Genomic DNA, 25,950 nt, shown 5'->3' on the forward strand with positions numbered 1-25,950 from the left:
CTTGCTTCCCCCGTTTCTATCCTGAAATCATCACTTTTTACGAATACCAAAAAACTGGTTAAACATCGCTGAGGTATCCGTCGGATCACCGGATTTTTTCGTCTTTTTCCCTGGTGATCCTTCCTTCGTTTTCGGATGAAAACCGAAAAATTGTTCAAAATCCGTACCTATATCAGCCGGATTAAATCCTTTGGCTGCGGGGCGCACACCGCCAGATGCCGTCCCTCTTCCTCTCTCTGGCTGCGGTCCGCCAGCTCCCTCTGCTTTTCGGATGAGCTCGGCATCGTATGCCTGCCGCAATGCTTCGTCACGCAAGGTATTGTAAGCCTCGTGAATCAGCTTGAACTTGCGCGTTGCCTCCTCGCTTCCCTGGTTGGTATCCGGATGATACTTTTTGGCCAGTTTGCGGTAAGCCTGCTTAATATCTGTCTCCGAAGCATCCCGGCTGACACCGAGCAGCTCATAATAGTTGGTCATTGTGTGATGTTCCCCTCTCCGAAAAAAACAAATATTAAGAGACCCGGGGGCCTCTTAATATTGATCCACCCTACGCTTGCACGTGGAGTGAGTGTGTGTTCAAGCTGCGCTTAACGTCAGGACGTCAAGCTTAAACCGGATATCCGCCGTCGATCGTAGCCAGCTCGGTTTTGTCTTTCTTTTGTTTGATGAAGAGTGTAAATGCACCTACACCTTCTGTGTCGCCAAAGTGCTCGTTGTAGTCTACAACGAATGCATTCGGGAAGTAGATTTTGCGCACAACTTGATCAGCTGCGATAACTTCCAGTGTTACTTTACGGTAGCTGTCTGCTTTTTCAGCAGGAACCAGGGACCACAAAGCCAGTTTCAGCGTGTCATCCGCGCTGTCGCCGTCTACAGCTGTGATAATTTTACCGCTGATGCGCAGCGTAGAGCCTACGTCAGTGGAGCGTGCATTGGAGTCGTCCGGTGTATCGGTGTCATAAATAACCGTTTGGATGTTATCCAAGCCCAGCTCGATTGTTTCTTGCCCTTCAACTTTCAATCTGAATCCCATGTGTGTTGCCTCCTTGAAATTAGGTAATATGATGGCGGGAGAAGCAGGGCTTCTCCGCAATTTATGTATAAAGGCGGTTCTGGATAGAAACGCCTCTAACATCTTTCGTAGCGCTCGGATCATGATTTGACCGAGCTGGTTCCTTTAGTAATCATGACTTCCAGGTTCTTCACATTGCCATTGAAGACCAGATCGATATGGCACATATTGCTTTTCTCATCAATAATGAAGCTCATATCGTCTCCATCCTGAATGATCGAGTTCACAGATCCTCTGCTGCCCAGCCATTTGCTCTTTTGGCTGCTCGGATTGTTACTGAAGAAGCGGATGATATTTTCGTGCTTGAAGTCTCCTGTCTGGTAGCGCAAAATACGTTCAATATATGTGCTGACCAGCGTTTTGTAGATGGAGTCAAAGCCGTCCTCGGACATCGCCATGCTTCTCGCCTTGTAAACAGTAATCCGGCGGATATCCTTATCCTGGATCTGAGCATTCTCGGATGAGAACACAAAGCCGAAGTTTTTACGGTTGATGGCATCCTTGATTGTGTTGGTGAACCCGGTGATTTCCTTGGCCATCGTCGTCACTGTGCGCAGACTGTTGTCTCCCGCTTCGATGTCGAAGCGTACGCCAGGGAAATTTTTGTTGACCGTTTTGAACGTCTCACGCAGGTACTCAGGACACTGATAAGAAGCGACCAAACCAGCGGCAACGTAGGCTGCACCCACATAAACCCCTTCGATCCACAGCTTGAGAATATCCTCTTTCTCCTTGGAGAGCTGCACACCGCTTTCGGTCTGTAGCATTTTGCTGTCGATAATGACACCCGATTTATCCTTCGGAATAATCGTGAAGTTCGGTACGCAAGGAATCGCAAATTCGCTGTATTCTCTGCGAACGAGACTGGCGCACTTGTCGACATATTTGTCGATGCCTGCTGTCGCCATACTGTTGAAAGTCGTTTCTTCACCGGATTCAAAATTAAAGAACATTTGAATTTTGTAATCCTTCACGACTTGCAGCAGCATCGAGAGCGATTCCATCGAATTTCCGCCCTGCTTAACGACCTTCTCGTTGCCCTTAAAGCGTTCACGTGAAACCTTCACCTTACCGGCTGCTTCCAGCTCGACGGATGGAACGATACCGAACCAGATCGTGTCGCTGAATTCATTTTTGGCATTCACGGTGTTCAGATACGTTTCCAGACGCGGGATATTGCTGCTTTTCACCAGCATGTCCAGCTTGTTATTGGCCACCAGCATGGTTGGCAACATACCTTTGCTCTTCGTTGCATATTGATCAAAGAACATTTTGACGCCGAGGATTTTTTCCACAAGCGGCTTAACCGCCTTTACGAAATCATCCTTGGCATTTTTATAGAACTCCAGATACGTGTTGTAGTTCTGAACTTCAACCGCTGTATCGACCTTAGTCTGAACAGCTGGCAGCGGCACAAACGTGCGTACCACCAAATCCTTCACATAGTCGGAAGGCGTATCCGTAATCGAGTTGTAATCTTCCTCGAACACCTGTGACAGATCGCCCGTGCTGTTCTCGTCCAGTAGCATCAGTTCGGTGCTGTCACTCTTCGGTGCTTCAATAATTTTCAGCTCGCCGCTTTCCCCAATAGAAAGCATACCCACCTGGATCAGCTCACCGGAGTTTTCCTCCTGGGCGCCACCGAGTAAAAGGCGGGTTTTGATATCTTCAATCGCCAGTGGCAGCATTGCCATAACATTGTTGTAGTTCTGACTCGCTTCCTCGAACATGCCATTCAGCTTGTCGCCCATGTCGAGTTTCTTCGGATCGCCGTCATCCAGCTTGTCGTATTCACCGTACATATAGTGAATTTCTTTGCGGACTTGACGAATATCGTCCATAACCTTTTTCGGAGAAATCATATCCAGCAGATTTTCAAACTTGAAATCCACATTTGTGATTCCTTGACTGCGCTTGGTATCAATGAGTGTAAACAACATTTTCAGAAAATCATTACTTTGATTCACACGAATCTCAGAAATACTGTCCTCATCAATACCCTCTGGCTTTTTGAGAGTGTAGACCACTTTTTGATTAGCAGCGTTAAAAAATGAGTACACGGTCGGTGAAAATTTATCCAAAAATTCGTCGAAGTTGCGCACCAGAAGATGCTCGTTAATTTCCTTGATTTTCTCATCACTCAAGCTGTCAATACCCTTCACATCACCTACAATTGTGATCAGGTCCAGCTTTTCCGGGTTGATTTCTTCAAAAAGCATTGTTCGGTTTGTTTGATAAATGATTTCCATCACTGTCGGCAAACGAATTAAAGTATGAATATACGTCGAAAGCCCCATACACGGACACAGGATGTCCAATTTAGAGCAATCGGATTTCCACGCTTAGTTCTTTTGCCTCCTCCCCCCTACATAACATTCAAATTGGCCAAAGGATTCGGCTCATACTGCATATGCAGTACAGGCATGTAACCTCGAAAATTAGTCCGAAGCGTTCATTTAACTTTTAATTACAAAATTAACAAACGGAGATATGTTGTTCAGATAACAAGGAAAATTGAGATTCTTCTATTCCGTGATCCTACTGTTATCCCAGTTTTTGCCGTTGATACGAGAGTTATCATACAAAGTACCCGTTAGTTTTGTCAATTTCTGTAGCCCCAGATTGAAATAGGGCAATTCGACTCATTTCATGCGTGAATACGTAATTTTTATGATATGTTAGACCTGTTTATTCAGGGAATTATTCACAAATGGAACCCAATTGCCGATAGAAATCCATTGGATATTTCTGATAAGCGTAAAAGTATCAAATTCATGGCTAATGTGAGGGTTAACAGTCTGTTTTTATCCTTTATCCCTTATATACCAAGGATTAGGAGAGTTGGCTCGCCCGCATTGGCCTCGTCGATGGAGGGGCTTATGTTCAGAATGAGGAAATTAGGAATCATTGTTTTCATGACTTTAGTACTATTTTTTCAAATTGGCTCAAATGGGGTCATTTGGACTGTAAATCAGGCCAATGCCGCATCTTTGGGAGCTGTTCCGGTCGAGGGTTATGATGCCGTTTTTGTATTGGATACCAGCTACTCCATGAGGGATACCGATCCTGAAGGCATTGCAGCCGAAGTTATCAATATGTTTATGGATTTGAGTGATGCAGACCGTACACGCGTCGGATTCGTCGCTTACAACCATCATGTAGTCGCCTCGAAGTCGCTGACTTCTATTGCAGTAGCAGCGCAGAAATCCCAAATTCAGCAGGAAATCAGAACGCTGAACCGTTCCGGTTATACAGATTTGGGACTTGGATTGCGTAAAGGCTCGGAACTGCTTGTCGCAGGGACTTCTAAAGGACGTCAGCCTTTTATGATCCTGTTATCCGATGGAGAGACTGATTTTGGAGCCTCTTCCGGTCCCCGCTCCAAAGGAGACTCAAGTAATGACGTATCCTCCGTCATTAAATCTGCCCAGACCAAAGGATACCCGGTGTATACGATTGGTCTCAATCATGACGGGACGGTGAACCGACAAGAACTGGAGCGAATCGCTTCGCAAACGGGGGGAGCTTCTTTTATAACGAGCAGCGCCGAGGATCTGCCAGAAATATTAAACCGTATTTTCGCCAGCCAGATTCGTTCCAAGCTCGTTCCAATCGCGGCCATTACAACCACTGGCGAAATGCAGGAATTAACCGTGGATATACCGGACTCCAGTATGGAAGAAGCCAATCTGGTGCTTTTGTCGGAGCATCCTCTTCAGGAAACACAGCTCTATTCCAATTCAGAAAATGTCCGCAGGTACAAATCGAGTCGATATGCAATTTTAAAGATTGAGCATCCACAGGCAGGGAAGGTAAAGCTGAAGCTGAGGGGTATTCGCGGAGATTTGGTCAAAATCAATTTGCTTGGCAGCTATCGACTGGAAGCCGAGGCCACCATGACAGGAAATAAGGAAACACAAGCCACTGGTAACAAACCCGTGCAGCTGCTTAAAGGACAAGCCATACCGTTCAAGGCTCAGTTGTTGCTGCCGGATGGTCAAAGGCTTACAGACGAAGCCGTATATAAATCGCTTCAAGCCCATATCATCGTTACACCCGTAAAGGGCGGTACAAGCAAAAAGGTACCTATGACTTACAAGTCAGGATTTTTCCAGGCCGAATACGCGTTCCCTCTAACGGGGGATTATACCTGGCAGCTATCTTTGGACAGCCCGCAATGGTATCGCAAGGGAGCAGTTCATACCGTCCATACGGCGAATGCTGCACCGCAGGCTTTAAAAGACCTGACGATTCGTCTGGTGAAGGAAGACGGGGATGCCCGTCGGAGTTTAAGCGAATTCTTTGCTGATCCGAATCATGACAAGCTCACCTATAAGCTGGATTCAGGAGCCTCCGGGGATGCGGCGAATGCTGAGATTAACGGCACAGATCTGCTGTTATCCGGGCTTCACACGGGCGACTCCGAGCTGAAAATTACCGCTACCGATTCGGAAGGAGCATCCAGCAGCGCTACGCTGACCGTTTCCGTAAAGTCCCGATATACAGCCATCAAATGGACGGTAGCTGTCAGTATCGTAGTGGCGGCACTTCTGTACTGGTTCTTGCGGCCAAAGCCGCAGTTTGCAGGAAGAATCGAAGGATATTTCCTCGCGACGGCAAGTGGACAGGAAATTCCGGTAAAATCATGGCCGCTCACCTCCTTTCCGGGCCGGAAGGTCAGCTTGCAGGAGTTATTCCGTACGCTTGACGTTCACGAACCTCTGCCCGAAGCGGAGCGGATTGTCTTTTCCGCGGGTAAAAAAGGGACGCTTGTAGTCAAGCATGATACACGCTGTGCCTTGCAGCACGGGAAAGTCAAAATTGCTCGCAATAAAAAGGCCGTGATGGAGTACAGCGACAAGCTCTACATTACGTTCGAGGACGGTGTTACTGAAATCGAGCTGCGGTACAAGGCGATCAAGCCCAATACCTCCGTGTACACCGATCATATTCAAGCTCCAACAGGATAATGGATAACGTCCGTCGGAAACAAAAAAGGGAAGCGCCGTCTCTTACGATTAACGAACCGTAAGAGTGGGGCGCTTCCCTTTTTTTATCCAATATTCCGCACGCAATGCGGCTTTAAACCATCTGAGCGAGCGGCAACGCTTGTTGGCCCGTACCTCCAGACCACGCCGAATCACGTACGGCAGCAGGGAAAGACCTGCATTTTCGATCTGAATCCGGTCAGCCTGATCTGCAAACAATCTGCCCGGCACATCCGGTGGAGGTGATCCTTTTTGGCAATAATACAGCGTGGCGGCTAAACTGTAGATATCCGACACGGGTCCTTGCTGCGAGCGGTTAGAGTAGAACTCCAGTGGAGAGTAGCCCGCCGTGGTGAAGATCGGATGCTCTTTGCCTTCAAAATGCACAGCCGATCCGAAATCAAGCAGCTTGACGTTGCCATTCTCACCGATCATAATGTTGCCTGGTTTAATATCCCGATGAATAATGCCTTTATCATGAATGTATTCCATGGCGTCAATTAAAGGCAGCAGCGCATGATACAAAAAAGCAGGCTCGCATGTTGGAGCATCCTCTTCCTTCAACACCCTGTCCAGCGTCTTGCCGGCACAATATTCCATGACCAGATAAGCGGTTCCATTTTCTTCAAAGTGATCTATATAACCGACAATACCCGGATGGCTTAATTCCTTGAGCATTTGCCCTTCACGCAAAAAATAATGCATAAACTCCACGTATTTGAATTGCATAGATGCACTACAGGTCACTGTTTTTCGATCCGATCCCCGCAAAGCAAGCGCATTCGGAAAAAACTCCTTAACAATGACCTTTTCTCGATTATCCAACAGCCTTGCCGTATACACGATGGCTAGCTCACTGCGGGACAAGGCGCTTCGAATTTGATATGTATTTCGCAGCTTCGTATTGCGGGCAAGCAAATTCCCGCTTGTATCCACGATCATGACTCGTCCTCCTGTCAGGTTCTTAGCTTATGTCTTTTGTATATATCGGCTTATCACATATCTTTTTATTATACCGTATAATCGAATAATGGAAAAACAAATAACCTGCCATAATCTCCCTCAGAGAAATGATGACAGGTCTTTTGGGATTCATCTGGTACTTAGTTCCTAATTCCTTTTAGCCCAGCTTCGTTTCAGGCTTCATGCTGCGCATGCTGTTGGTATTTTGCTTTCGTTGGCTGCGCAGATTGCCTTGATCCGGAGTTCGGATGGTAAGCGCAATCAGGAACGATACGACACACAGCACAGCAATCGTGGTAAAGGTCGGGATGAAGCCGCCGAGCAAGGCTGCGATAAAGGAACCCGCCAGCGCACCAAGGCCAAAGCCCTGATACACGATACCGTAGTTTTTGCTTTGATTTTTCAGACCGAAGAAATCAGCTACGATGGCAGGAAAGACTGTAATATTACCACCGAAGCAGAAGGCAATCCCTGCTACACAGGCAAAGAACAAACCGTAATTCAGCGGCACCAAACTCAGCACTGCAACTGCGACCGCTGTTGTTAGCAGCGCACCCGCTACCACTTTCAGACGACCGACTTTATCCGACAGCGCACCTAATATGATCCGACCCGCCGTGTTGAAAATAGCGACCATAGCAACCGCATTAGCGGCTGTAGCTACATCCAGTCCTGCCATCCGTACGCCGATATCCTTTACAACTCCAATCAGATACAAGCCACTCATACAAGCTGTGAAGAACATGACGAATAACAGATAAGCCTGCTTGGTGCGCAGCATTTCTTTTACAGTGTAATCACGCTGCACAATTCCATTTTGTACCGAAGGCTTGTTCGCGACTGCTGCTTCCCGTACCAGGAAGGAACCACCTACAATCATGATCAGCACGATCATTCCCCAATACAGAAACGCCTGCGATACGCCAACGGACTGAATTAACGAACCATTGATATACTTAAATATAAGACTGCCTGTTCCGTATGCCCCAACCGAAATACCGGAAATGAGTCCTTTTCTCTCGGGGAACCATTTGATCAGATTAGACAGTGATGTAATATAAGCCGTACCATCCGCAAAGCCTACAACAATCCCCGCCAAAATGTACAACAGGGACAGGGAGGTTACCTGTGAGCTAAGCATAAGTCCAGCGCCCAGCACGATGCCCGCACACAAAATTAGACGACGTAGTCCCCATTTATCCTGTAGCTTGCCTGCGAATAACGTAGCAAACGCCAGCGCAAAGCTGGTAATCGAAAATGTAATGGCGACCGAGCTGAGATTCCAGCCAAAGCGGTCCACCAGCGGTTGATTGAATAAACTCCATGTGTAAATCGTTCCTAAACCCATTTGGACAATAATCGTTCCAAGCACGACCAGCAGGCGGTTTCCGCTGTTTGTTTTCATATAACTCTCCTCTTTTCATTCCGGCTCTACAGCTTCAATTTGTTATCATGATAACCGGGAATCCAGTACGCTTTGCGCCTTGGGAGAAGCAAGTCTGTAAGGATTCTCTCTACATGGATCATTATAACGTTGCATGTATGCCAGAAATCGTTTGAGGAATGAAATGCACCTATAGCGGAATGAAATGCCTTTATAGCCGCATAATTTGCCGGAATTCCTTGGCCTTGCTGCGGCTTACCGGGATCTCCGCGTCCAGACCCCGCAAGCGCAGGAGATACGTATGATTGAACCAGGGTACAATTTCACGGATCTGTGACAGATTTACCGTGTAGGATCGGTGACAGCGGAAAAAGTCCTGCTGCGGCAGTCGGGCATGAAATTCCGAGATGCTCATCGGCATCGTATATTCCTCATGTCTTGTAAAGACACGGGTGACCTTTTCCTGTGCGCACGCATAATAAATATCGTTGGCATCCGTTACGATGATTTTGTCGTTTTTCAGCAGATTGATACGGCCCGGGGCGCTAACGATGCTGGTTTCAGCAGGTCGGGGCTGCGCAGGCTGGGCATTCTCCTGTACCTGAACGTTCCGCTGCTCATAAGCATTTTCCAGCTTGCGCAGCATGGCGGCGATCCGTTTTTCATCATACGGCTTGAGAATGTAATCAAATGCCTCCAGTTCGAAAGCCTGCGCAGCATGCTCTTTGTAGGCGGTCGTAAAAATAATATAAGGCTTTTTGGCAAATTTGCTAATGTTCTGCGCCAGCAGCATCCCGTCCAGCGAAGGAATGTTAATATCGAGAAAAATAGCGTCCGTCTCATGGTCCTGCAAAAAACGGAACACGTCCAGCCCGTCCTCAAAGCTGTTCGTCACTTCAATATGACTGTGGGTCTGAATAAGATACTCCAGCTCTTCACGCGCCGGAATTTCGTCTTCTACAATGATGGCCTTCATGATTGCTCCTTTGGTATGTCAAAATAAACTTCGGTGCCTGGCTCATGCTTGAGAATAATAACCCCTTCGCCATACATGAGCTTGAGTCGTCTATGCACATTATACAAGCCTATCTGTTTGGCCGGAACCCGATCATGATACAGGTTATCTACGACATCATCCCGTATGCCTACTCCTGTATCTGCCACAGAAATCCGCACCTTTTCTCCCCGATCCTTTACGGAAATGGTCACTGTACCCGGTCCCTTTTTCTTGAGAATTCCATGATTAATCGCATTCTCAACCAGCGGCTGAATAATAAGGCTTGGAATGCGCACGGACACCTCGTCCATCACATACTCCACCTGAAGCCGCTTCCCGAAGCGGGCTTTTTCAATTTCCACGTAATCAGACACCTGCTGAAGTTCCTTATGAATTTCGATCAAATCATCATTCAGCTCCAAATTATAACGCAGATATCCCGACAAATTAATGATCAGCTCTCGTGCCTTATCCGGCTTGGTGCGCGTCGTGGAGGCAATGGCGTTCAGTGCGTTGAACAGAAAATGCGGATTAATTTTAGTCTGGAGCGCCTTCAGCTCGGCTTTATTCGCCGCTTCCTTAATTTGCTCCACCCGCGATACTTCCATTAATGTGGAAATAATTTGGGACAAGCCAATCGCCATCGTTTGCAACGGATACGTGATTTTATAAGCTTTGCGGTAGTAAATTTTCAGGGTTCCGGTCACCTCACCCCGTTCCTCCAGCGGGATAATGAGCAGAGACTGGATTTGGGGTGTTTTATCGTCAGCAATATGGTTGCGAATCGTGATTTTACCGCTGCGGATCGTCGATTTGGTCACATCGCTAATGATCTCGTCGCCGATATGATAACGTTCCTCGCCAAAACCAACGTAGGCCAGTACATCTCTGGTATCCGTAATCGCCACCGCGTCTGCCTTAATATCCTCCTTAATGATCGAACAAATGGTATGTAGCGATTCGGCATTAATGGAGCGAAAATAAGGCAGCGTCTTGTTGGCAATATCTAGCGCCAGCTTGGCCTGTCTGGCCGCGATATTTTCCTTTTCCCCCTCGACACTCTGAATCAGCAGAACGATCAGACCGACGCTGACTTGTCCGATAATCATGGGTAGACCTATTTTAGAGACGATGTCCAAACCAAGCTCATACGGTTGTGCCATCACCAGAATGAGCAGCATCGTCAATGTTTCGCAGATCATCCCGGCGGCAATGCCGACCAGCCATCTCTTGGAACGGTCGACTCGGCGCCCGATATATCCCGATACCACACCTGCCAGAATACTCGTAATTAGACACGGAATTGAGGTCACTCCCCCGATATCAATCAGATAACGGTGGATACCCGATACAATACCTGTAATAATCCCGACCCACGGCCCAAACAAAATGCCTCCCGCCATAATCGCAATAATCCGGACATTGACGAGCGAGCCTTCGACTTCAATCCCGGTGTACGTGCCAAACAGTGCAAACATGCAAAAAATCATCGTTAATAGCGTCAGCTCTGCCGGGGAATGGCTGTTCTTTTGCAAGGTTTCCTTAAAACGGGGAATACGAGTAATAAAAAATAGACAAATCAGCAACAACGCTGCGCGCTCAAATAGCTGCATCAGCGTTTCCAAAAAGCCGTTCACATGCGTTCCTCCCAAATATAAACCCATCATCAAGCCTTCTCTACCCCACTCACTATTCACATATTTCAAGATCAATCATGTCATTCCGGGCCCGAATACTCGCCTTCCCGCCAATGGCAGTCAGAATGCCCTTCACCTTCGGATCGGCAAAAGCTTCGTGCAAATGCGTATCTCGTCTCCAGCCTTTAGTTTCGGCGCTTGTTTTCCTATGATCATGGTCATTCCCCCTATATACGAAGCATTTAAACTGCCACAAATTATACCATCAAATTCCATCAAATTATAGCTTTTAGAAATACACTCTCCATTTCCCCTCTCCTTCATACAGCAGTAAAAAACCGGGGATTACCGCTTGATAGCGATATTCCCCGGCTCATTAGCCCGATGATGAAGCTTTAAATATTCAAAATCGTCATAACCGCTGCGACGACAAAACCTACTCCATTAGACACACACATCGAGGGATTAGATAGTGCCGCGACATATGTAAACGCAAAAAATCGCCCCCCCCTGATCAGGGAGCGATTTTAGATTTATGTTTGAATAGCCGTCTTCAGCAGGAAAGCACTTATCTATCCGATGACCTATAGCATCAGGATTCCTTGTTTTCGGAAGCCACAGTACCTTCTGTTGCAGCTGCATCACCTGCTACAGCAGCATTTTCCACCTCAACCGCGCGCGGAACGATAATGGAAGCAAGCAACTCTTCCTCAGGAACGTGCAACGTTACTCCTTTAGGAAGTTTCAGGTCGCTCGCGCTCAGCTTGTCACCGACATCCAGTGCGGATACATCCACCTCAAGGGTAGATGGCAGGTCAGCAGGAAGACCCTCGACTTCGACTTCGGTTTCTTGAATTTGCAGAATACCGCCCGTTTTTGTACCTACAGGTGTACCCTGATAATCAATAGAAACACGCACGCGAAGCGGCTTGTTTTTGGAGATTTTCAAAAAATCGGCATGCACCCACTGATTGTCACGCTGCTGATAATCCTTAATGATGACCGGAATGGTTTCTCCACCCTCTACTGTGAGGTTGAACACCTCCGAACGTCCGGTTCTGACTACTTTATTAAATTCTTTGGCATCGACATGTACAGGGGTTCCTTCAAGCTCAGAGCCGTAAACCACAGCTGGAATCCGTCCTTTTAACCTCAATCCACGAAGTGCCGAACCCTTCTTCTCTGTTCTCGGCTGGGCGGTCAGTTGAATACTTCCTCCATTAGAACTCATGATATACAACCTCCTTCAGGTTACCTTACAAATGATTATTCCTCAAGAATCTTGCCTGTTCACCAGTCGCACTACAAGGTATAAGCCAGCAAGCTGGCAAAACTAAACAAGTCCATAATTCTATATTACCCCTTTTTTCTGAAACTGACACACGTTTGCATAAAAAAATAGCATCTTTCGAAATAATCGAAACATGCTATTTCTGAAAATAAAGCTATCCCGCTCGATTGTCGTTGACCAGCAGCAAATATTCTTCTCTGCCACTATGAATCAATACCTGCATCACAGAACGGTTCAGGTCTACATCAATATACCGATCAGCCTCAATATCCTTGGCATCCCACTGATTGAGGCGGACGATGTAGCCGATACGCTGCACATGAGAAGCCACTTGAATACGCGCTACTGCGCGACCGTCATCCAATTCACTCAATTCAACATGTCCGTCCCGGCATCCGGTGCCCCATACCCACACATTCCAACCGGAATATTGTCGATCCGCACGCTCGTAAATCAACTCAACGGTGCGATACAATGCCGCTTCTTCGTAGTGACCTGCGATTTCCTGGTCTGTTCCCTCATCCGAGCCTTCCAATCCGTTCTCCGCCAGCAGCTCGTTAGTCTGATCCTGTCCGGTCAAAAAGGATGGCTTAGCGGGTTCCTCCTGATCATACAGTACCATCATCGACCAGCGTGAAACGGTCACACGATAGCCTGCTACTTCATACCGTATCTCATTTCCAGCCCCGTGAGCATCCACAACGACATGCCAGCGATCCGATTCCGCAGGCAGCAGTATGGTCTGCTCCGTATCCGAGCCGTTATAAATCACCACAATCTGATTCCAGGCGTCGCCGTTTGCATGGTGTCTCAATGCAAAAGCCACCACATGCCCGCTGCTGTGCAGCACCTCCATATGCTGCTCCACCAGCTCCCGGTGATCCATTCGGAATGCCGGGTGACTGCGCCGTAAAGCGATTAACCCCTGATAGTAATCAAATACGGGACGAAATCTCGCCTTGTTCTCCCAGCGAATAGCATTCACCACATCCACACTACGGTAGCTATTATGGTCTCCATATTTGGAGCGCAACAGTTCATCACCTGCATGGATAAAGGGAATGCCCTGGGAGGTCAGCACCATGCCGTTTGCCAGCAAGGATTTCCGTACGGTTTCATTCTCCAGCAAGTCATGCTCATTCACTTCCCGGTACGGGTCTGCTTCCGCCATGGCTTGTTCGGCCGCTCTCCCATCCTGCGGCTGACCCTGCTTCCATTGAGGAAAACCGCAGTGTTCCCGCAAATGCCGCACCGTCAAAATTTTATCCCACAGATTGAGATTATCGTGAGCCGTGACATAATTGACCGTTTCCGAAGGTTGGGCTGTAAAATCATGAATAGCTCCAAAAACACCTTTAAGCACCAGTTCCTCCTGATCCCATGCCCCCGTGGCAAAGCCACTTGCGGTACCATCACTGTCACCCTTAATAGCAGAACGATAGTTGTCATTGAAGACGGCAAAGCCTTTGTCCCTTTGCGTTCCTTTTAACGTCAGCAGAGGCTGCGGGGATTCTCCCCCCGTCCAAGGCTCTCCATAGATAAGCAGATCGGGACGAACCTCAGAGCGAAGCTCCTGTGTAAGCTGCTCCACAGTCGGCGTATCTATCAGTCCCATCAGATCAAAGCGGAAGCCATCTATATGATATTCCTCTGCCCAATAGCGCAGCGAATCCTTGATATACTTGCGAACCATCGGGCGTTCGCTTGCCACCTCATTACCCACACCCGAGCCGTTGGAAGGCTGTCCATGCTCATCCGTACGGTAATAGTAACCCGGTACAACAGGCTCGAACGGCCCTTTTTCCACCGAGAAAGTATGGTTGTACACGACGTCCATAATGACACCGATGCCAGCAGCATGCAGGGATTGCACCAGCAGCTTCAACTCCCGTATACGTGCCTCCGGGTCAGCCGGATTGGAAGAATAAGAGCCCTCCGGCACATTATAGTGCTGGGGATCATAACCCCAGTTATATTCCGTGCCCTGTTCTGCAAAATCATTTACCGTATGGAAATCAGCTACTGGAAGCAGATGAACATGTGTAATGCCCAGCTCCAGCAAATGATCCAGTCCGATACTGTTGCCCACCAAATCTTTTAGTCCCGTATACGTAAAGGCTGCAAACCGTCCTTGTGCGGCAGATAAGCCTTTTTCTCCAGTATTAAAATGTGTATCCATTGAAAAATCACGCACATGAAGCTCATATATAATGGCATCCGTAGCCCGGGCAAGTGTGGGTCCAGCATCCTCTTTCCATCCGTCCGGATGGGTTTGAGCCAAATCAACGATTGCCGTGCGCTGTCCATTGGCTGATACCGCTGTAGCATAAGGGTCGGCTGCATAATGAAGTGTGCGATCTGCCCATTCCAGCCTGTACATGTAATAATACTTGTTCCAGTCGCCTTCCAGCTCTACGGACCATACACCACACTCATCACGGCTCATCGGAAATTCCCAGCCACCGCTATGGTCCTGAACGTTACCTTCCTGGTCATACAATCCAGTGTTGTCATACAGCGCTACATGGACCTGCTTCGCAGTCGGTGCCCATACTTTAAACATGCTGCCGGCAGGCGTATAAGTAAGACCCAAATCATGGCCTTCATATGTGGGATATGTTGTGTACTCAAGCTCCTTGAGTTGATTGAAATCAGACATTCCTGTTCACCACCCATTTCTGTACATCGGCTTTTAGCCTCTGTTCATCCATCATTTATGATGTATTCGACTTGTCAGTATACCTCAGGATTTTGCAAAATCCTCACCTACTAGGCTATCAAAATAAGACAAGCTTGAAAAGTTGGATGATTTCAAATACGGATGCTGCTTTCATTTCACACGCACACTCCATTTTATGACAAAACCATGAACAGGCTACAGCAGCAGCCCTTCAAGCACCATAAATAATTCCCTTCATCCCTTCACATACACGCTAAAAACGCCAAAAAATCAGGACATCCTGCGGTTATCCATCTGAAACATATCGTCCACAATCCGCATGGTAGAGCTTCGGTGGGAAACAAGGACAATCGTTTTATCCTGCTGCTGTTCCTTTAACGATTTTAAAATGATCGCTTCGTTCAGGCTGTCCAAATTGCTGGTAGGCTCATCGAGCAGCAGGAGCGGAGCATCATGAACAAAGGCTCTGGCCAGCCCGAGCCGCTGACGTTCACCACCGGATAGCCTGTCCCCCAATTCTCCAACACGGCTGTCATATCCTTGAGGCAAGGTCATAATAAAATCATGCACCGACGCCCTGCGGGCTGCTTCCACAACCTGCTTATGCGTAGCATCAGGTTTTCCAATTTTAATATTGGCTGCAATCGTATCATCAAACAGGAACGTATCCTGATCCACATAACTTTGCAGACCTCTCAAATGCTTCGTTCCGATTTCTTTTAAATCATGTCCAGATAGCAATATCTCGCCCTGCTGTGGGTCCCTGAACCGCATCAGCAGCTTGAGCAAGGTGGACTTGCCAGAGCCGCTTTTACCCTGAATACCTGTAATCCGCTTGTGCGGTATCGTGAGACTTACATCATCCAACACCGTCTGACCCTCATATGCAAAAGTAACCCTGTCCACCTTCGCCCCGGAAAAAGCAACGCTCATTCCCTCGATATTTTCCTCGACCTCCGGGGTTTCCTCCAGCAGACTCAGCACACGTTCCCCGCTCGCCAGCGTTTGCAGCAGATTGTTGGACAAATTGCTAAGCGCAACTACCGGGCCAAACGAGCTAAACAGGGCAATAACGGAAATAAGCATCCCTGTAAAGCTGACTTGCCCCTTGGACATGCCATACAATCCAGCCAGCAGCATCAGAATTGAAAAACCCACGACCGCAGCATCCGTTATCGCTCTTGTGATGCCTTCATGATGCTTCAAGCTCTTCTGCTTGGCATCCAATTGATCCGTGCGACGGTTAATCTCCGCCAGTCGTTGTTCTCCGCGCCCGTATTGCACAATTTCCTTCATACCCCGCAGGCTGTCCAGGAAATAACTGCTCAGCTTGCCGAAGCTGCTCCGGTATTCCATACCCTGACGTCTGCCCATACGCGACGTTAACAAGGGAATGAACAGACCGACTGTGATGTAAGCAAGTGCAGCGAGCCAGCCTAATAGAGGCTCATATGAACCGATAAAGAATACCATTAGCAGTGAAGTGATGATGCCGATCATAATAGGCGCTATCGTATGTGCATAAAACACTTCCAGCAGCTCGATATCACTCGTAATCAGCGAGATCAGATTCCCTTTGTCCTTGCCTTCGAGCTTAGCTGGCGCCAGTCTGCGCAGGGCTTGAAGCACCTTGTCACGCAGTACAGCCAGCAGCTTGAAGGCGAGGTAATGACCACTCATTTGCTCACCATAACGGAACACGCCGCGCAATACAGCACAAACCACGATGAGCGTGAGCAGGAACGTCATACTGTAGCCCGTCGTGATGCCCGTTGCTGTAAGCAGGGCAAGGGCTCCATAGACAATAATGCCAATAGCACAAGCAAATCCAAGCACTCCCGTAACAATCGTTATGAGCAGAACGGGTAACAGAGGCCCCGCCAGCGCCATTAATCGGGCCATAATCCGCATTCCGTGTCTACGCATATACAGCACCTCCTTTTACAAACTGCTCTACCCGGTTTTGACTGAGATACATCTCTGCATAATGCCCTTGCTGGCTTAACAGCTCAGCATGTGTACCAGACTCTGCCACTTGGCCGTTTCGCAGCACATAGACGCGGTCAGATTGTACAACATTTTCCAGTCTATGTGAGATGAGAATAACGGTTTTGTGGCCTGCCAGCGCATGTATAACCTCCATAATGCCTGCCTCGCTCTCACTATCTATGTTAGAGGTAGCCTCGTCAAAAATGTACACGCCACTATCATGCAGCAGCGCTCTTGCCAGCGCTAGCCGTTGGCGTTGTCCCCCTGACAGGTTCGTTCCCTGCTCCTCCAGCTCTACTTCCAGTCCTCCCTGTGAGAGAATGAAGTCATACAGCTTTACCTGCCGCAACGCTTCCAGCATCTGTTCCTCATTCGCATGCTCATTGCCCATTTTCAAATTAGCTTCGACCGTGCCCTTGAAAATATAGCTGTTGAAGCCGATCCAGGTCATATGACGCATACGGCTTTCTTCCGAAATGGCGGCAAGCTCGGTTCCTCCAACGATCAAGCTTCCCCGATAACCCTCGTGATGTCCAACGATTAATCCGGCTACCGTGCTTTTACCAGAGCCTGATTCCCCGACAATGGAAACAAAGCTGCCCTGAGGAATATCCATAGATATATCTCGTAGAGTGTCCCTTTCGTCATAGGCAAAGTTCACCTGATCCAGTCGAATATCGGTAGTCTCGATGCTTTTTTTTCCTTGTACTAGCTCCTCTGTACTCAGAATTTGAAATATTTTGTCACTCGCTGCCATCCCGTTCATGGCGATATGAAAGTAAGAGCCCAGCAGGCGCAGCGGAATGAAGAACTCCGCCGACAGCAGCACAATGATCAGCGCTCCCGCCAAGCCGATATGACCAGCGGAATATTCGCTCACTGCGACCAGAACGCCCGCAGCGGCACCGCCAAATGCAATAAGGTCCATGACTGCCACCGAGTTAAGCTGCATGGTCAGTACTTTCATTGTCATTTTGCGAAAATCCTCGGCCGCCGTGTTCATTTCCTGATGCTTCTCCTGGTCTGTCCCGTATATTTTAAGCGTGGTCAGGCCCTGTACATTTTCCAAAAAGCTGTGACCCAGATTAACATAGCTGCCCCAATATTTGCGAAACAGCTTTTTAGCCATTCTCATAATGACTATAATCGACACCGGAATCAGCGGAACGCAGATCAACAGAATAATGGCAGCCTTGAAGCTGACAAAGGATAAGGTGATGAACAACGTTACGGGTGCAAGCAGACTGTAAAATAACTGGGGCATGTATCTGCCAAAATAGGTTTCAAGCTGCTCCACTCCTTCTACAGCAACCTGAATAACCCCCGACGTGGAGGTATGATCCGTATACGCTGGCCCCAGCTTCAGCAGCTTGCCGTAAATTTGCGAGCGCAGCGTTTTTTTGGCATTCACGGAGGCCCGATAGGACAGCATACTGGCTGCATAATTGCACAAGCATCGGACTGCAATCGCAGCAATGACAATGGCCGTCACAGATAGAATCAGCTTACGGGTAACTTGTCCCGTCCATGCCTGCTGCAAAACATAGGACATGGACAAAACAGCGGCTATACTGCCTAAAAGACCGATCCACTGCACAAGCACACCCAGAACGATATACTTTCGGGAATGCTCCACCAGACCAAGCAGACGGCTGTCGACCATTTTAGACCTTTTCTTCGTGGTATCAGCAAGTGCAGCTACAGATGGAGTTGGGGATGGAGTTTCCGCTGTAGTGCCTCTCACCGTTCCGATCCTGAATATAAAGTAATAATATTTGAAGAGGATGACTAACCCGATAATCACCTTGGCCCACACAGGTGGGGTTAAAATAAAGCCGGTAATGAGCATGGCTGACGCCAATCCCAGAGTCGTGATTTTCGTGGACAGCTTCAACGATCTCGTTTGGACAAAGCTTTCCAGATGCTTATGGTACAAAGGGGTATTCGAAAACCATTGGTGAATCCGTTCAGACCCCCGCATAAAGAAAAAGGCTGCTAACAGCAAAAACGGCGTAGTCGGCAGCAACGGTACCACCACGCCAATGACTCCAAGCGCCAAAAATAGAAACCCTAAGGTAATATAGATCGGTTTCACTGTAATCCTCCCTAAAAAGATATGATGATGACCCATTTGATGGATAATGATAATCATTATCAATATAAACAATTTAGACAGGTTGTTATGTGATGTAAATCACGCATGACAAAATCCTCTTGAAGCACATCTCTACAGAACACGCTTTTGTGGGTGTTGGTGTAGATGTATTGGCTTCAAGAGGATTATGGAAAATAATGCGCGATATTACGTTGTTTTATGAATTTATAATATCATATTGCTCCAATACCTGCCGATGTAGCGGGTGGTGTGCGGGTATGGATGTATAGCGTGTCAGCGCCACACCCAGTCCTTCGCTGCGGATCACCTGCTGAAGCTCGACTGCCTCAGGGTCCTCCGCAATATCAAATTTACAGGCAGCAGCCATTCCTAGCGCCAGATGATCCGTTAAGATGCCATACTCCTCCGCTTGCAGTGCCGGACGTACAAGACGGTCATTGGGAGACAGCTTCCGCAACGGTGAACGTCCGACCCGAGTGACCTCGTCTGTCAGATTAGGGTTGCGGAAGCGATCCAAAATTTTGGAGATGTACTTCTTATGCTCCCCCTGATCCAAACCGAAGCGCTTCACAAGCACTGCCCCTGTTTCCTCCAGTGCCCCTTGTATCGAATCCACCACCTTGTGATCCTTCATGGCTTCCTGAATGGTAGCATAACCCGCGTTATAACCAATATAGGCCGCCACACAATGCCCCGTATTCACCGTGAACAGCTTGCGTTCAATGTAAGGCTCCAGCTCCTGCACGTAAAGGATGCCTTCGATCTCTTTATGGTCAGAAGCCATTTGCGAACGATCCACCACCCACTCGTAAAAAGGCTCTACCTGCACATGCAACGGGTCCTCATGATGCTGGATCGGCACAATCCGGTCTACCGCAGCATTCGGAAAATAAACCGAAGCCTCCGCCTTGGCACGAGTCGCCTCATCCAATAGCGCAAAAACATGCTCTTTCAGTTGGGCGCTGCCTCCAATTGCATTTTCGCAGGCAATCACATGTAGCGGCGCTGCCCCGCGTTCTACCCGCCGCTTAATTCCCTCGGCAATGCCTGCTGCAATATGCTTGAGGATGCTGACACCCACTGCGGTCGTTACCAAATCAGCTTGGTCTACCGCATCCGCTACAGCCCCTGCATCTTTGCCGTCAATCGCGGTTACATTCGTGACCATCTCCATATCCTTGGTATCATTCGCCAACTCTACAGTGTATTGCTTGCGCCGGCGTAACTCGGATACAAGAGTGTCGTTAACATCCGAAAAGACAACCTCATAACCTGCCCGCGACAGAATCAATCCGATAAAGCCACGACCGATATTTCCTGCTCCAAAGTGGACGGCTCTCATAGCTCCATCTCACTTTCAAACAAATCGATAATTTCCTGAGGGGTCACCGCGTTGCGAAGTTTATCCATGTTTTCTTCCTCGGCACACACCACAGCGATACTCGTCAAAATCTCCATATGATCGCCGCCTTGTGCTGCGATGCCGATCACCATGTATGCTTTTTCTTCCCCAAAATCCACACCTTGCGGGAACTGAATGATCGAGATGCCAGTCGATTGAATGAACGTCTTGGATTCCTTCGTGCCGTGTGGAATAGCCAACCCGTTCCCGATATAGGTAGACACGATCTCCTCGCGTTCCAGCATCTTGTCAATGTACTCACCTGTAATATGTCCGGCATCCAGCAGGATTTGTCCGGCCATGCGAATCGCCTCGTATTTGTCTTTGGCGGTTGTGTTCATTTTTACTTTGTCTATCGTCATAATGCTCACGGTAGGTTCCTCCCTGTCCCTAATTTACTGTGAAAAAATTCAGCCAGTTCACTCGATATATAATTGGCGATATGCTCACGGCTACCGTGTTTCAGTAGCGTAACCATGTCTTCCCGAAGTAGTAATGCACTAATCTCGCTCAATACCTCCAAGCTTTCTCTCAGCAGCTCGCGAGGTCCCAACATAAGCAGCACGCAATCTACCTGTTCGCCTGCATCCGCCAGCAGCGGCTCTGCCAGCTTATACAGCGTAAGCGAAGGCGAAGGCTGGCGAATATAGTGGCTACGCGTATGAAACAAAGCAATGGAGGTATCAGGAATAACCTGACTCCCCTGGCGTTCTCTTTCCATGAGCTGTGCAGCAATGGCAGAAGGCTCTGTAACGTTCCCCTGTCCCGCCTCCAGCATGCAGATAGCCTGTACGGTAGCCTGCATATCCATCCCCTGATTTTCCAGCGTATACACTTGAAATTGCTGTACAATGTGTACAATTTCCTCGAGACTTTTTCGCAGCCCGGTGAGCCACTCCATGCCCTGACCGGGCTGGACGGCCTGCTCCTGCTGCTGATCATTGGGATCCTTGAGTGTAATATGCTGGATAAAATGTCGCAGACGGTCACTCTCCTCCTGCGTCAGCAGCGGGCTGATCTTGAGATAGCGATCTGGTTCCAGCGGTAGCTCCACCGTCGAAATGATCAGATCATAATCCTCTTTAGGAATCCGCGCCGCCTCGTACCATGAGGCCCTATCCACGATTTTGATCTGTGGCAGCTCCTTGGCGAGCCTTGTTGCCAGCAGCCTGGATGATCCAATGCCGCTCGTGCAGACGACGATGGCCCGCACCTCCCGCCGCAATTGTCGCAGCCGCTCCAGCGAAGCGCCGAAATGCATGACGAGAAATCCGATCTCTTCATCCGGCACTTCCATTTCTGTCATGTCCGCCGCAGCCTTCTTCACCGAGTCGAACAAGCTGCCGTAATCCTTGCGGATTTGCTGGAGCAGGGGATTACGGATGGATCTGCCTTCCTTCAAACGTTTGAGTACCGGAGCCATATGGGCAATCAGTCCTTCACGCAGAACACGATCCTCTGCCAATGGCGTGTCTGTCTCTTCCTCTACACGACGAATCAACTCATGAACCGACTCCAGCAGTACGAGATCATCCAGCGGCAGCAGCCGGGTAGAATGATCCTCGGCATCACGGAACAGCAGTCTGAAATAAGATCGTTCCGGCTCTGGAAAATCAATATCCAGCGCCTCTGACAATTCCGTGCATATGCGTTCCACCATAGCTGTGCGCAGCATGATATTCTCATCCGAATCTGTTTTGGAATACGAGAGACGATGATCCACAACGTATCCGAGCCGCAGACGTGCCAGCGAAACGCAAATTTGAATCAACAGCTCCATATATTTGCTTTCCACCCTGTTTTTCAGCCATTTCTCATGGGGCTGCCAGAGGGAATTTTCCACGGTCAGCAGGTTCTCTCTGCCAATCATCTCCAGCAACTTGTCAGCGACACGTGTCACAGGACGAAGCTCCTCCCGGCTGGAAAACAGATCCGATTCATCCAAATACTCTAGAGCCAGCTCGGAAATCGCCCGTCTTTTGTCCGTCTCCCGGCCTGTAATCTCGACGCCGTACCCGCGTCTGCGCACAAGCACGAGTCCCCGTTCCACGATCCAGCCTTGCAATTCGTCCAGATCATGACTGACCGTAGTTACTGCGACCTTCAAATCAGCAGCCAGCGCCAGCAGCTTGATCGGCTCCTGTGTATCCAGCAGCATACAGAGAACCACGATCTTTCTTTCCTCAGCCGAATATTCGTCCGACTTCGTATGCATCAATTGCTCCCGCAGACATACAAGCTGAGCCGGGTCGGCATCCACATAGATACCAATCCCTGATTTTTTCTCCAGCTTTACCGCATGAGCCGCTAACCAATGCTCGACTGCACTGAGCTCCCGGTGAACCGTCCTTGTGCTGACATTAATCTTCGTGGCAATTTCCCCGGCTGTTACCTCTTGGGACTGCTCCAGAAGATATTCCACGATGTCACGTTGTCGTTTCGTAATATTCATAAACGCATACCGTTCCTTCCCAAGCTCATCCCTTCCGCAGAACATACCTACTGCACACAGGCGGCCTGACTACTACAGGGGATTAAGAATCGGATTTCAGACGTTCCACCAGCGCTTCGTATTCAGGACTTTTCAGGAAATTGTCAATAGAAATGTGCTCAGCATTGGGAGCTACCGTTTTAGCCCGGTCTGTCAACGTTTTTTGCGTAATGACAATATCCGTATCCTGCGGAATCTCACTGATTGCCGTGTTTGTTACCGTAACATCCACACCCGCCTGCTTCATTTTTTTGCGTAAAATCGAGGCGCCCATAGCGCTTGAGCCCATACCTGCATCACAGGAAAAGACGATCTTGTTGACATCTGATTTATCCTTGACCGTTTGAACTTCGGCAATCTTGGCAGCAAGATCAGCTTCGCGGTTATCTTCCGTTACAGCGGCGTTTTCGCTTGCACCTTTGCTTTGAGTCTTCATATCCTTCATACGGGATGCCGCTTCCTCAAGCCCCTCTCCTTTTTGCTTACCTGTCTTGAGTAATACCGCAGCCACAGCAAACGATACGACCGCAGCAGCAATCACACCGCTCAGCATTGGCAAATATCCGCCTTTTGGCGTCATCAGGAAATAAGCGATGATACTACCCGGTGAAGGAGCTGCAACCAGTCCGGCACCTGTCAGCATGAAACAGAACGTTCCCACCATGCCCCCTGCTATAGCAGCAAGAATCAGAATCGGCTTCATCAAAATATAAGGGAAATAAATTTCATGAATCCCGCCGAAAAAGTGAATGATGACCGCGCCGGGAGCCGACGACTTCGCAGAACCTTTACCAAACAGGCAATAGGCCAGCAAAATACCGAGCCCCGGTCCAGGGTTGGATTCAAGCATGAACAAAACGGATTTGCCTGTTCTTGAAGCCTCCTCCAGCGCAATCGGACTCAATACTCCGTGGTTCAGTGCGTTGTTTAGAAATAACACTTTTCCGGGCTCAATAATGAGGTTGACGAGCGGCAAAAGCCCTGCGTTCACGAGGAACTGTACCCCTGCTGACAACACTTGACTGATAATTTGTACAAACGGTCCGATTGCCACATGGGCAAGCAACGCTAAAATCGCCCCGATAATCCCTGCTGAGAAGTTATTGACCAGCATTTCAAACCCTGATTTAACTTTGCCGTCAATCGCTTTGTCGAATTTCTTCAATATCCATGCAGCCAGCGGACCCGCTACCATCGCGCCGAGGAACATCGGAATGTCCGCCCCGACAATGACACCCATCGTCATAATGGCCCCGATCACACCTCCGCGCTGTCCGTGAATCATGGTGCCACCCGTATAACCGATCAGCAGTGGCAGCAAATAATTTTTCATCGGATCAACCAGTTGTGCAAAACCCTCATTCGGAAACCATCCGGTCGGAATAAAGAGTGCCGTGATCAATCCCCACGCGATAAAGGCCCCCATATTGGGCATAACCATACCACTGAGAAAACGGCCAAAACGCTGTACGGCAACGCGCGCGCCTCCGTTTGAATTGGACTTTGCGTCCACTGTGCTCATATTCATATCCTCCTTATAGGTAAAAAGCATCACTACCTTTTCTTAAAATTCATACTAAATGACAACGCTATCTTCATCAACGAAATGAAAACGTACTTTCGTCATGAACATTGATGACAACATTTAAATTTAAGGTAAACAGGCGCGAAATCCTTCTGCATAATTCCTCTTAATATGGCCTGTAACATGAGTGTTTAGTCGAAAAACCATCCTGTCATCAGTACAATTTATGTATGAGATCTATCCTCTAAAAAAGATAAAAGAACGTAATTACGCTTTCCAAAAAAGACAGCAAAAAATAGCCGCTATGCCCAATCATCGCGACTATTTTTATACAAAACAGAGCGGACAAACGCCACTCTTATTCAGTTATCCAACCTAATTTGCCCCATTATTACTCATTGGCAGTCAATTGCTCGTACTGATCCGCAGACAGCAGCTTGCTTAGTGCTTTCTCTACATCTTCTCCAAGCTCCACTTCGATCATCCAGCCTTTTTCATAGGGAGACTCGTTCACCAGCTCAGGCGTGCTTTCCAGCGCTTCATTCACCTTCAACACCGTTCCCGTCACCGGAGCGAACAGGTCGGATACTGTCTTTACCGATTCAATAGTACCAATCTCTGCCCCCTGCTCAATCGTTGCTCCCTCCCCAGGCAGCTCCACAAAAACGATATCCCCCAGTTGATGCTGTGCAAAGTCCGTAATACCGATTCGTACCGTTCCATCCTCTGTGCGCTGAACCCACTCGTGTTCCTCTGTGTACCACAATTGCTGCTTCACTTCACTCATCCTGCTCCGCCTCGCTTCCATATGGATTACATCGTTTCGCCTACCCGTCTGTGACAGGTTAAGATTATGACAACAAGAACTCTCATGTCAATAATACTAACAAAAATATTTCACATTTCTCCATATATCGTTCTAACTAAAAATACGACAGGATATAACAAACGCTTACATAACCTTATTTATGAATAAAATGTTTTTAATAATGTTTTTCATGACATTTTTGTTGACATTTCGAATAAATTTGCGTATTAATGGGTTATAACAAGTGCTTTTGGAAATACCCGATAACTGTAAACGCGGATGAACGTGGAGGGAGAGACTGCCAAAACTCGCTAGCTGTTGCCGCCTGTGAAAACAAGGTAGCCAGCGAGTGGAATCAAGCTGTTACCGGCAGGGCCGGATGACGTTTAGCTGATCCAAGGGCAGCGCCGAAGGAGTAAACCTGCACCGCAGGTGAATCTCTCAGGCAAAAGGACCTCTGCCGGACGCATCTCTGGAGAGCATTCGCCATACAGGCGGATCACCCAAGGGGAAACCTGGTACGCACCGGGGTAACTCTCAGGTATCAAGGACAGAGCTGAAAAAAAGTGTGTGGACTGCCGTCCATACGTTTTTTTCGGCCTGTCTT

18 protein-coding genes and 2 riboswitches are annotated in these 25,950 nt (G+C 48.4%); of the genes, 1 reads left to right on the forward strand and 17 read right to left on the reverse strand.

The genetic code is table 11. From position 1 onward, the window contains the following. Window positions 1–30: 30 nt before the first annotated feature. The 3 genes from ACIFQM_RS21160 to ACIFQM_RS21170 form a co-directional block, all read right to left on the reverse strand. Window positions 31–477, reverse strand: coding sequence for a DnaJ domain-containing protein (locus tag ACIFQM_RS21160; RefSeq protein WP_430043235.1), 447 nt, complete (start codon window positions 475–477; stop codon window positions 31–33). Between the two features lie 130 nt (window positions 478–607). After that, the gene (locus ACIFQM_RS21165; RefSeq protein ID WP_430043233.1) at window positions 608–1,033 is read right to left on the reverse strand and encodes a membrane-associated protease 1; all 426 of its coding nucleotides are present in this window, start codon (window positions 1,031–1,033) and stop codon (window positions 608–610) included. A gap of 119 nt (window positions 1,034–1,152) precedes the next feature. Further along, window positions 1,153–3,321, reverse strand: a complete 2,169-nt coding sequence (locus ACIFQM_RS21170) for a transcriptional regulator (RefSeq protein WP_430043294.1) — start codon at window positions 3,319–3,321, stop codon at window positions 1,153–1,155. A gap of 618 nt (window positions 3,322–3,939) precedes the next feature. On the opposite strand from ACIFQM_RS21170, the gene ACIFQM_RS21175 reads away from it, so the two are divergent. Then, a complete protein-coding gene (locus ACIFQM_RS21175) occupies window positions 3,940–6,042 on the forward strand; it encodes a VWA domain-containing protein (RefSeq protein WP_430043292.1) in 2,103 nt (700 codons plus the stop codon). A 48-nt stretch (window positions 6,043–6,090) separates the two neighbouring features. Here the strand turns inward: ACIFQM_RS21175 and ACIFQM_RS21180 are convergent, their stop codons facing one another. The 14 genes from ACIFQM_RS21180 to gcvH all read right to left on the reverse strand — a co-directional run bounded on the left by ACIFQM_RS21180 (window position 6,091) and on the right by gcvH (window position 25,322). Continuing rightward, window positions 6,091–7,002: a serine/threonine protein kinase gene (locus tag ACIFQM_RS21180; protein ID WP_430043231.1), complete on the reverse strand. Its 912-nt coding sequence runs from the start codon at window positions 7,000–7,002 to the stop codon at window positions 6,091–6,093. A 178-nt stretch (window positions 7,003–7,180) separates the two neighbouring features. Further along, window positions 7,181–8,428, reverse strand: a complete 1,248-nt coding sequence (locus ACIFQM_RS21185) for an L-lactate MFS transporter (protein WP_430066085.1) — start codon at window positions 8,426–8,428, stop codon at window positions 7,181–7,183. Window positions 8,429–8,618: 190 nt separating this feature from the next. Next, a complete protein-coding gene (locus tag ACIFQM_RS21190; RefSeq protein WP_430043227.1) occupies window positions 8,619–9,383 on the reverse strand; it encodes a LytR/AlgR family response regulator transcription factor in 765 nt (254 codons plus the stop codon). Next, window positions 9,380–11,041: a LytS/YhcK type 5TM receptor domain-containing protein gene (locus tag ACIFQM_RS21195; RefSeq protein WP_430043291.1), complete on the reverse strand. Its 1,662-nt coding sequence runs from the start codon at window positions 11,039–11,041 to the stop codon at window positions 9,380–9,382. Before ACIFQM_RS21195 ends, ACIFQM_RS21190 begins: the two co-directional genes overlap by 4 nt. 52 nt (window positions 11,042–11,093) lie before the next feature. Next, on the reverse strand, window positions 11,094–11,297 hold the full coding sequence (locus ACIFQM_RS21200) for a hypothetical protein (RefSeq protein WP_430043226.1): 204 nt from the start codon (window positions 11,295–11,297) through the stop codon (window positions 11,094–11,096). Between the two features lie 336 nt (window positions 11,298–11,633). Further along, entirely contained in the window at window positions 11,634–12,272 is a 639-nt protein-coding gene (locus ACIFQM_RS21205; protein ID WP_430037600.1) for a 50S ribosomal protein L25, read from the reverse strand. A 214-nt stretch (window positions 12,273–12,486) separates the two neighbouring features. Then, the gene (gene pulA / locus ACIFQM_RS21210; protein ID WP_430037597.1) at window positions 12,487–14,991 is read right to left on the reverse strand and encodes a type I pullulanase; all 2,505 of its coding nucleotides are present in this window, start codon (window positions 14,989–14,991) and stop codon (window positions 12,487–12,489) included. A 291-nt stretch (window positions 14,992–15,282) separates the two neighbouring features. Further along, window positions 15,283–16,938 (reverse strand): amino acid ABC transporter ATP-binding/permease protein, encoded by a 1,656-nt coding sequence (locus ACIFQM_RS21215; protein WP_430066087.1) that lies wholly within the window; start codon window positions 16,936–16,938, stop codon window positions 15,283–15,285. Further along, the gene (locus tag ACIFQM_RS21220; protein ID WP_430037591.1) at window positions 16,931–19,096 is read right to left on the reverse strand and encodes a DUF454 family protein; all 2,166 of its coding nucleotides are present in this window, start codon (window positions 19,094–19,096) and stop codon (window positions 16,931–16,933) included. Before ACIFQM_RS21220 ends, ACIFQM_RS21215 begins: the two co-directional genes overlap by 8 nt. 217 nt (window positions 19,097–19,313) lie before the next feature. Then, window positions 19,314–20,459: a mannitol-1-phosphate 5-dehydrogenase gene (locus tag ACIFQM_RS21225; protein ID WP_430037588.1), complete on the reverse strand. Its 1,146-nt coding sequence runs from the start codon at window positions 20,457–20,459 to the stop codon at window positions 19,314–19,316. Further along, window positions 20,456–20,890 (reverse strand): PTS sugar transporter subunit IIA, encoded by a 435-nt coding sequence (locus ACIFQM_RS21230; RefSeq protein WP_430037585.1) that lies wholly within the window; start codon window positions 20,888–20,890, stop codon window positions 20,456–20,458. The genes ACIFQM_RS21225 and ACIFQM_RS21230 overlap by 4 nt, the downstream gene beginning before the upstream one ends. Then, window positions 20,887–22,971: a BglG family transcription antiterminator gene (locus tag ACIFQM_RS21235; RefSeq protein ID WP_430037582.1), complete on the reverse strand. Its 2,085-nt coding sequence runs from the start codon at window positions 22,969–22,971 to the stop codon at window positions 20,887–20,889. Before ACIFQM_RS21235 ends, ACIFQM_RS21230 begins: the two co-directional genes overlap by 4 nt. 82 nt (window positions 22,972–23,053) lie before the next feature. Next, window positions 23,054–24,532, reverse strand: coding sequence for a PTS mannitol transporter subunit IICB (locus ACIFQM_RS21240; RefSeq protein WP_430037579.1), 1,479 nt, complete (start codon window positions 24,530–24,532; stop codon window positions 23,054–23,056). A 394-nt stretch (window positions 24,533–24,926) separates the two neighbouring features. Continuing rightward, entirely contained in the window at window positions 24,927–25,322 is a 396-nt protein-coding gene (gene gcvH, locus ACIFQM_RS21245; protein WP_430037576.1) for a glycine cleavage system protein GcvH, read from the reverse strand. 300 nt (window positions 25,323–25,622) lie between these two features. Continuing rightward, a riboswitch (glycine riboswitch) is annotated at window positions 25,623–25,810 on the forward strand. Further along, window positions 25,811–25,907: riboswitch (glycine riboswitch) on the forward strand. Window positions 25,908–25,950: the final 43 nt, after the last annotated feature.

It is taken from the genome of Paenibacillus sp. NRS-1782 (assembly GCF_050467685.1).
Lineage (GTDB): Bacteria > Bacillota > Bacilli > Paenibacillales > Paenibacillaceae > Paenibacillus > Paenibacillus terrae_A.

Coding starts and splice junctions, on each gene's coding strand:
- ACIFQM_RS21225 (WP_430037588.1), bottom strand. CDS start 20,459: ATGAGAGCCGTCCACTTTGGAGCAGGAAATATCGGTCGTGGCTTTATC.
- pulA (WP_430037597.1), bottom strand. CDS start 14,991: ATGTCTGATTTCAATCAACTCAAGGAGCTTGAGTACACAACATATCCC.
- ACIFQM_RS21235 (WP_430037582.1), bottom strand. CDS start 22,971: ATGAATATTACGAAACGACAACGTGACATCGTGGAATATCTTCTGGAG.
- ACIFQM_RS21205 (WP_430037600.1), bottom strand. CDS start 12,272: ATGAGTTCTAATGGAGGAAGTATTCAACTGACCGCCCAGCCGAGAACA.
- ACIFQM_RS21190 (WP_430043227.1), bottom strand. CDS start 9,383: ATGAAGGCCATCATTGTAGAAGACGAAATTCCGGCGCGTGAAGAGCTG.
- ACIFQM_RS21165 (WP_430043233.1), bottom strand. CDS start 1,033: ATGGGATTCAGATTGAAAGTTGAAGGGCAAGAAACAATCGAGCTGGGC.
- ACIFQM_RS21185 (WP_430066085.1), bottom strand. CDS start 8,428: ATGAAAACAAACAGCGGAAACCGCCTGCTGGTCGTGCTTGGAACGATT.
- ACIFQM_RS21160 (WP_430043235.1), bottom strand. CDS start 477: ATGACCAACTATTATGAGCTGCTCGGTGTCAGCCGGGATGCTTCGGAG.
- ACIFQM_RS21240 (WP_430037579.1), bottom strand. CDS start 24,532: ATGAGCACAGTGGACGCAAAGTCCAATTCAAACGGAGGCGCGCGCGTT.
- ACIFQM_RS21175 (WP_430043292.1), top strand. CDS start 3,940: ATGGAGGGGCTTATGTTCAGAATGAGGAAATTAGGAATCATTGTTTTC.
- ACIFQM_RS21170 (WP_430043294.1), bottom strand. CDS start 3,321: ATGGAAATCATTTATCAAACAAACCGAACAATGCTTTTTGAAGAAATC.
- gcvH (WP_430037576.1), bottom strand. CDS start 25,322: ATGAGTGAAGTGAAGCAGCAATTGTGGTACACAGAGGAACACGAGTGG.
- ACIFQM_RS21180 (WP_430043231.1), bottom strand. CDS start 7,002: ATGATCGTGGATACAAGCGGGAATTTGCTTGCCCGCAATACGAAGCTG.
- ACIFQM_RS21215 (WP_430066087.1), bottom strand. CDS start 16,938: ATGCGTAGACACGGAATGCGGATTATGGCCCGATTAATGGCGCTGGCG.